The following is a 6,578-nucleotide window of genomic DNA, read 5'->3' on the forward strand; positions in this document are numbered from 1 at the left end:
ACAAAAAGCAGTCAAACCCATGCTGTGTAAGCATTTAGGCGAATTATGGACAAATCCTCATTCTCATTAAGAAACGCTGAAAGGCTTAATTTTCGTGCTTATTGAGAATGAAACTGTTAGTTTAGCGAGTTCTGAGATTTGAGAAGCCGCTCTGTGACTGCATTTGAGGCACCTGAATCCTTACCACATATCTAACTACCTCTTGCATGAGTGCCCATCTTCACTAGGAAATTTATTTGGCACGACTACTTATTGAATGACGATGTAAGATAATGCACAACCAATGACTGGCGATATGGAATCACTACAATCCCAATGAAATGGCATCACTAAAATATTGAAATGTTTTCTTAAACTGATTATTATATGAAGGAGATTGTTTTTTATCGTACCCAGTCAGGAGCCAGCCCCGTTGAAGATTTTTTAAATTCTCTGTCTGGAAAACAAGCTCAAAAAGTGTTGTGGGTGTTACGCTTAATTCAGGAGTTAGATTCTGTCCCGAGTCAATACCTGAAAAAATTAGTCAATACTGATGATATTTGGGAAGTGAGGGTTCAGATTGGCAATAATATATTCCGTCTGCTGGGCTTTTTTGGAGAAAGTGATTTAATTATTTTAACGAACGGATTTGCCAAAAAGACTCAAAAAACACCATCTCAAGAGATTTATTTGGCAGAGCAACGAAAACGAGACTACTTAAACAGGAGATTCGACGATGAGTGATGTAGAACAATATATTAACAGGAGAAAACAAACTGACAGTCAATTTTGCCAAGGCTTCGAGTCTGGTTATCTCAGTTTCAAGCTGGGAGTTATCTTAGCACAGGCAAGAGAAGAAGCTGGACTGACTCAGGAAGAATTAGCGCGTAAGTTAAATTGGGATAAAGCAACAGTTTTCAACCTAGAAGAGAATGTGGAATCTGTCGGTATTTCTACTTTAGAAAAATACGTCAAAGCTTTAGGAAAGGAACTTGTTGTGGAAATAAGATAGCGGCTTCTGTGGGTTGTCGATTCAGAAAATCCCGTCCCGCACCAACTAGCTGATAGACTGGGGATAAGCTGTGCTGAATTTAAACTGCGTATTGGAATTTTTAGTACAAATGCTCGAACTTTCTCTCCCTGCTCCCTTCTCCCTTGCAGTCCTAACGAGCAATTCAGATAGTCAACAGCTTAATATCCCTCCGGCCAATCAGTTCATCTCCCTGAATCGGTGGAACTGTTGGCTTTTCTAGGTTTGGCTAAGGAACAGCCCAACCCAACACCAAAGCTGTACGACAATAGAGTACACACAAAACTAAACTAAGCTGTAGCCTGAGCTACAATTTTATAAATCTTTACATTCTCCTCCCTTCGGATTTTGGGGTTTTTGGAGAGTTCAAGAGCTTGAAATTGTACAATAAGGTCGTACAAGTATCCCCTAAAAATCATGTTAAGCAAAGAAACCACCTACTCTCAGGCGAGAATGAATTTAGCCAGTATCTTAGATCAGGTGTGTGACGAATCGCAAATTATCGTCATTAAGCGTCGCAATCAGAAAAATGTGGCCTTAATTGCTGAAGATGAGCTTTCCAGTTTATTAGAGTGTGTTTATTTATTGCGCTCGCCAGAAAATGCCCAACGCTTATTTCGCTCTTTAGCATGGACCCAGACAGAAGATGCAACTCCTCAAACATTAGCTGAATTGAAAGAGGAGTTAGGAATTGAGTCCTAAAAGAGAAAATAAGCCAGATAAACCTCAAAACAATCCTATTCATGGTTATTTGCCCGTTTTTAGTCCTGATTTCAAAGCAGATTTAGCTTGGTGGTATCGGAACGAACCGAAAAAAGGCGATAAAATCTTAGACTTAGTAGCAGATATTTTGGATGGCGATCCGTTTACAGGATTGGGTAAACCCGAACCTCTTAAGTATATTGCTGCCGACACTTGGTCACGACGGATCGATTTAGAGCATCGTTTAGTTTATAAAGTCACAGGAAATAAGGTTTATTTTTTACAAGCTCGCTATCATTATCAATCAGGCTAAACTCAGACAAACCCATCAAGAAACTTTACAGGAGAAAGGGGACAAAGAACGTATTTTGTCGGTTCTTTTTCGATGGATTGAGAAGGTTTTAGTTGGCAACTGATAATAAAGCTTCTTCTATTGGCTTTGGTAACTCAATAGCATGAAACCGATTCACAGAAAAAGCGTAATCCTCACCACTTTCATCAATAACCCGAATTAGACTGTTTATTTCTGCGGTCTCATCAGGGATAACGCAGTATATTTTGCCAACTTCTAGTGAAGCTTCGTAGCCTTCATTATTGAGACAAACTGCGAACTTATTTGTTGGAGATGACTCTATTTTCATGGTCAATCTAGAAACGGTAGCTTGAGCTTAAATTCTTTTTTGCCGATGCCATGAGCTTCCTACCAATGGACTTCAGCTAACCTTACTATACCATTGGCAAGCTGAACTTGGGCTATGCCCTTTAATTTTCTCCATTTACCTTTGCCATACTGTTTTTGCAACCGTTCCCGATTACGAATTCCTGTTCCTGTGGCAATAATCTCGATATTCGTAATATCGCTGATAATCTCAAAGTCCACGATCGATCAAGCAATCTTAAAGAGTGGCCTTTCATTATAGCATCTATTGCCAAAAAAGAGATATAAAAAAACAAACCCCCCTCAAGATTGATTGAAGGAGTATTGATGGTATTTTTAGAGGCAATTTAGCCGACTTTTGTGGTTTCTTTTTCAGTGGATTTAGAGGGTTTTAGTTGGCGCTTAAGGGTTGCACCTGCGCCGAGAGTGCCGAGGGTGATGATACTCAAACTGTTATTTTTTGTACTGTAGATTTTGTGGTTATTTCCTTAGGATGTCTGAACAATTGACCTTCATTTTGGTAGAAAACTTCATAATCCGGGGCCAGTTCAAGACGTAACTGTTTCCATAAACTAATTCCTTCTTGTTTAAAATCCATTTCAGCTTGCTGATTAGGAAAATCTGATAAAGGTGGATAGTCTTGATTTAAAGTCTTATCGTAAGTATCCTGCCATGCGTTTAAACGCTGAATAGTTGCTTGACTTAATGGCAATTCTTCAGGAGCAATGTTATCAATTTCATCTACTCCCCAAAGTGGGTAACTTCCATAATCTGCCCAAAGTTTGATTCTGATTGCCATAACTATCATTCCTGAATCAGTTTGTTAATTAATCGAGCCGTAGGTTGGGTTGAGCTATCATTATTGCTCTGGTATTACCCATCGGCTCAAAAGGCGAAACCCAACAAAAATTGTGAAAATATTCCAGGAAGTTGTTGGGTTTCCTTGCGTCAACCCAACCTACGAGTCTGGCAATGGGTTTTAGGCAATATATCACTAAAAATTATCAATTGAATGTTAAGAAGTGCGGAAAGTGAGTTAAATTAATATATGATGAAAGGTGTCTCACCACCGAAAGCAGCGATCCAATAATATCTCCTATCCCCTGTACTTGTACGACAAGGTTCAAAAGCTTTATGAAAAACAGTTTTTTCCATACATCTTCCTGATTTCACGGGGATAAAACAAACTGATCCTTGTACATATGCACCAGTCATAGCTGGCACTATATAGGTTTCGTTACTTCGATTAATACACCTATATACTCGACCAGATTGAGCTATTAAAAAGTCTTTGTTCTCACTTAAGTTAAATTTTTTAGGGTTAGACTCTACTTTAGAGCCTCCTGTTGATTCTACGGGTCGAGACACAGTTAGTCCCAATAAAGTTAATACAGCCGTCATGTATATTACACTTGTTTTCATCAATGTATCTCCTCAAGGTGCGTTCGCCCCCTCGCAGCTAGGTGAAGCAACAACCCAACCCAACACTAAAGGCGGATAGTAGAACAATACACACTCCCCCCCCCACAACTGTATTAAAAGCTACAATTTAATAAATCTTTACATTCCTCTCCCTAGCTTAGCGATCGAGATTTTGGGGTTTTTGGGGACTTCAAGAGCTTGAAATTGTACAATAAGGTTGTACAAGTATCCCTTAAAAATCATGTTAAGCAAAGAAACCACTTACTCTCAAACACAGTATTTTATCAACTGTAGATATCTCGGCGATGTCCAACCTTGTGGATGGTAATGCGTTCTGCTTCGGGTGCAAAAGAATAGATAATTCTATAGTCACCGACTCGAAGCTTGAAAAGACCACTCAAATTAGCACTTAAAGCTTGAGGACTAACATTTTCAAAATTATCCGACAACCAGCGAACTTTCCGCAAAATTCGCTCTTGAATGATAGGAGCGAGTGCTTCTAAATCAGCGATTGCTTCACGGCTAAATTCTACCAAGTAAGCCATTACCAGTTTAATCCTAATTTTTTGGCTACTTCCTCGGCTGAAACCCCCTTTTCTCCTATTTCAGTCCGTCTTAGAGAGTCAAGAAGTTGTTGCTTAACTTCAGGTTTGACTTCTTTGTCTTGGTCAGGATCGAGTAAGATAGATTGGATAGTTTCGGCAACAGTTTCTTGAATGAGGAGCTTGAGTTCTTCAACGGTTAGCTCTTTAACTTGCATATTTTTAACTGGTATAGAAGAATAAACTACTCCTAATTTTGGCACTAAATTGGCTATTTGGCTCTTCTCGACCTTGTGTGATCATCAATGCTTTGTCTCGTGCCAAGGTAGAACCTCTGGAAATGCGTTGCCAGGGAGACCCTAGCAACGAGGTGATAGTTGTTTAATAAGCGAAAGGAAAAAATAAACCCCCTCAAGATTGATTTAAGGGGCATTTATGGTATTTTTAGAGGCAATTTAGCCGACTTTTGTGGTTTCTTTTTCTTCGGATTTAGAGGGTTTTAGTTGGCGTTTGAGGGCTGAAGCTGCGCCGGAGCCGAAAGGGATGATAATTAACACATACCGCTCAAACTATTATCTTTTGATGATGAGTAATTTGTTGAGCTTGCTCTTGCTGCTAAATCGGTAGTGATACTGGCATTATATCTGGATAATGTTATGATCCCGACAGGGGTAAATTTTATTGCGATTGCGTTAGCGCAAATACAATGTTGATAAAAATTAATGTAGTAACCATAATATAGCTACATTTGGAGAGTAAAATTGAAGTGGACATGGGACGACAACAAAAATCGGACAAACAAGCGCGATCACGGCTTGAGCTTTGAAGCCGCTCAATATGTTTTTGCCGATCCTCTCGCTGTCAGCCGTCCTGATCCATGCCCAGAGGAAGAACGCTGGCAGACTATCGGACTGATCGGTAAACTGACTGTATTTGTGGTGCATACTTGGCCGGAGTCTAATTCAGTGACAGGAGAGGAAACGGGACGAATTATTAGCGCACGCAGGGCAACAGCCCATGAAAGGAGGGCTTATGAAGAAGGGAGATTCTAATCGAGTACCGCCAGAGATACAGGCTGAAATTGACGCTCTAGCCGTGTCACAAGAGCCTATCCGCACGGATTTGATCCCGGAGGCTACGGGAGATTGGAGCAGGGCCCAGCGTGGTGTATTTTATCGTCCGCTCAAACAGCAGATCACTCTAAGCCTTGATGCTGACCTGATAGACTGGTTCAAAACCCAGGCCACACAAGAAGAGGGGTATCAGACCAGTATTAATCGCGCCCTGCGAGAATATGTGGAAACACAGGCAAAAAAATAAACCCCCTCAAGATTGATTGAAGGGGCATTGATGGTATTTTTAGAAGCAATTTAGCCTACTTTTGTGGTTACTTTTTCATGGCGATACAATGAAGTTACTGCCACTTAATGAAACCTCTATGAACCTCATCCTTCCCGCTGAACTTCTGCAAACAGTACAAATGACTGAAGCTCAAATGCTCACGGAAATCGCTATCATGCTTTATCAGCAGCAACGTCTTCAATTTGAACAAGCAGCTGAACTAACGGGAATGGCGATCGATGATTTCTACCAATTGCTAGTATCGCGTAATATCCTCACTCCACCCACGGACCCCGACGACGAACCAAAAGAACTCATCCTCACCAGTCTTCGTATTTCTCTTCAGCAAGCTAAAGAGGGCCAAGTACATCCCATCTCTGAACTCTGGGATGGCACAAATGACTGAAGAAATTCCCTCTATTAAGCTCCTTTTCTCTGATCAATTCAAGGATCGACTTCGCATCCTCGCCAAACGCTATCGGAGCATTCGTACTGACCTACAACCCCTAATTGATGACCTTCAGATAGGCAAATTCATCGGCGATCAAATACCAGGAATAGGCTAGACTGTCTTTAAAGTTCGCCTCAAAAACAGTGATATTCAAAAGGGCAAAAGTAGCGGCTATCGTGTTATCTATCAACTTAAAGACAATAGTTGTGTTTTGATGCTCCTCATCTATGCCAAATCTGACCAAACAGACATCCCGGCGCAGCAAATTCAAGACATCATTAATAAGTTTGACAGTTTTTAGAAGTATTAATAGATGCCAAAAATAAACCCCCTCAAGATTGATTGAAGGGGGCATTTATGCAGGGTGAGAGCATCTCAAACGCTATTTAAAATTAGCCAATTTTGTGAACCGCTTGCTGGGTGGGCATTTCAAGTGATACCAGTCAATCAGAA

At 40.6% G+C, this 6,578-nt stretch carries 13 protein-coding genes and 2 pseudogenes; 8 read left to right on the forward strand and 7 right to left on the reverse strand.

Going from position 1 to position 6,578, the window contains the following annotated elements:
- Positions 1 to 366 precede the first annotated feature (366 nt).
- From IM500_RS17500 to IM500_RS17515, 4 genes are all read left to right on the forward strand, one after another.
- Complete coding sequence (locus tag IM500_RS17500; protein WP_190720327.1) at positions 367 to 723, forward strand: type II toxin-antitoxin system RelE/ParE family toxin; 357 nt, start codon at positions 367 to 369, stop codon at positions 721 to 723.
- Positions 716 to 991, forward strand: coding sequence for a helix-turn-helix domain-containing protein (locus IM500_RS17505; protein ID WP_190720324.1), 276 nt, complete (start codon positions 716 to 718; stop codon positions 989 to 991). Before IM500_RS17500 ends, IM500_RS17505 begins: the two co-directional genes overlap by 8 nt.
- Before the next feature lie 435 nt (positions 992 to 1,426).
- Positions 1,427 to 1,711 carry a type II toxin-antitoxin system Phd/YefM family antitoxin gene (locus IM500_RS17510; protein ID WP_012264090.1) on the forward strand — a complete coding sequence of 95 codons (285 nt, stop codon included), beginning with the start codon at positions 1,427 to 1,429 and terminating at the stop codon, positions 1,709 to 1,711.
- Entirely contained in the window at positions 1,701 to 2,024 is a 324-nt protein-coding gene (locus IM500_RS17515) for a Txe/YoeB family addiction module toxin (RefSeq protein WP_079207250.1), read from the forward strand. The genes IM500_RS17510 and IM500_RS17515 overlap by 11 nt, the downstream gene beginning before the upstream one ends.
- An 88-nt stretch (positions 2,025 to 2,112) precedes the next feature.
- On the opposite strand, the gene IM500_RS17520 is transcribed toward IM500_RS17515, so the two are convergent.
- From IM500_RS17520 to IM500_RS17550, 7 genes and pseudogenes are all read right to left on the reverse strand, one after another.
- Positions 2,113 to 2,352: a hypothetical protein gene (locus IM500_RS17520; protein ID WP_190720318.1), complete on the reverse strand. Its 240-nt coding sequence runs from the start codon at positions 2,350 to 2,352 to the stop codon at positions 2,113 to 2,115.
- A gap of 59 nt (positions 2,353 to 2,411) precedes the next feature.
- Complete coding sequence (locus IM500_RS17525; protein WP_190720315.1) at positions 2,412 to 2,591, reverse strand: hypothetical protein; 180 nt, start codon at positions 2,589 to 2,591, stop codon at positions 2,412 to 2,414.
- Between the two features lie 125 nt (positions 2,592 to 2,716).
- Positions 2,717 to 2,809: pseudogene (locus IM500_RS17530) on the reverse strand (PEP-CTERM sorting domain-containing protein); the annotation flags it as partial.
- Between the two features lie 5 nt (positions 2,810 to 2,814).
- Positions 2,815 to 3,168, reverse strand: coding sequence for an immunity protein CdiI family protein (locus IM500_RS17535; RefSeq protein ID WP_036402756.1), 354 nt, complete (start codon positions 3,166 to 3,168; stop codon positions 2,815 to 2,817).
- Between the two features lie 242 nt (positions 3,169 to 3,410).
- Positions 3,411 to 3,791, reverse strand: a complete 381-nt coding sequence (locus IM500_RS17540; protein ID WP_190720344.1) for a hypothetical protein — start codon at positions 3,789 to 3,791, stop codon at positions 3,411 to 3,413.
- 284 nt (positions 3,792 to 4,075) lie between these two features.
- The gene (locus tag IM500_RS17545) at positions 4,076 to 4,336 is read right to left on the reverse strand and encodes a type II toxin-antitoxin system RelE family toxin (RefSeq protein ID WP_190720341.1); all 261 of its coding nucleotides are present in this window, start codon (positions 4,334 to 4,336) and stop codon (positions 4,076 to 4,078) included.
- Positions 4,336 to 4,551: a hypothetical protein gene (locus IM500_RS17550; RefSeq protein ID WP_002771553.1), complete on the reverse strand. Its 216-nt coding sequence runs from the start codon at positions 4,549 to 4,551 to the stop codon at positions 4,336 to 4,338. Before IM500_RS17550 ends, IM500_RS17545 begins: the two co-directional genes overlap by 1 nt.
- 597 nt (positions 4,552 to 5,148) lie before the next feature.
- On the opposite strand from IM500_RS17550, the gene IM500_RS17555 reads away from it, so the two are divergent.
- The 4 genes and pseudogenes from IM500_RS17555 to IM500_RS17570 all read left to right on the forward strand — a co-directional run bounded on the left by IM500_RS17555 (position 5,149) and on the right by IM500_RS17570 (position 6,426).
- The gene (locus IM500_RS17555) at positions 5,149 to 5,385 is read left to right on the forward strand and encodes a BrnT family toxin (protein WP_502882362.1); all 237 of its coding nucleotides are present in this window, start codon (positions 5,149 to 5,151) and stop codon (positions 5,383 to 5,385) included.
- Positions 5,366 to 5,653 carry a BrnA antitoxin family protein gene (locus IM500_RS17560; protein WP_190720335.1) on the forward strand — a complete coding sequence of 96 codons (288 nt, stop codon included), beginning with the start codon at positions 5,366 to 5,368 and terminating at the stop codon, positions 5,651 to 5,653. The genes IM500_RS17555 and IM500_RS17560 overlap by 20 nt, the downstream gene beginning before the upstream one ends.
- A gap of 88 nt (positions 5,654 to 5,741) precedes the next feature.
- The gene (locus tag IM500_RS17565) at positions 5,742 to 6,080 is read left to right on the forward strand and encodes a UPF0175 family protein (RefSeq protein WP_287739164.1); all 339 of its coding nucleotides are present in this window, start codon (positions 5,742 to 5,744) and stop codon (positions 6,078 to 6,080) included.
- Positions 6,073 to 6,426, forward strand: a pseudogene (locus IM500_RS17570) (type II toxin-antitoxin system RelE/ParE family toxin). Before IM500_RS17565 ends, IM500_RS17570 begins: the two are co-directional and overlap by 8 nt.
- Positions 6,427 to 6,578 lie beyond the last annotated feature (152 nt).

Source organism: Microcystis sp. M179S2, from assembly GCF_020245805.1.
Taxonomy (GTDB): Bacteria; Cyanobacteriota; Cyanobacteriia; order Cyanobacteriales; family Microcystaceae; genus Microcystis; species Microcystis aeruginosa.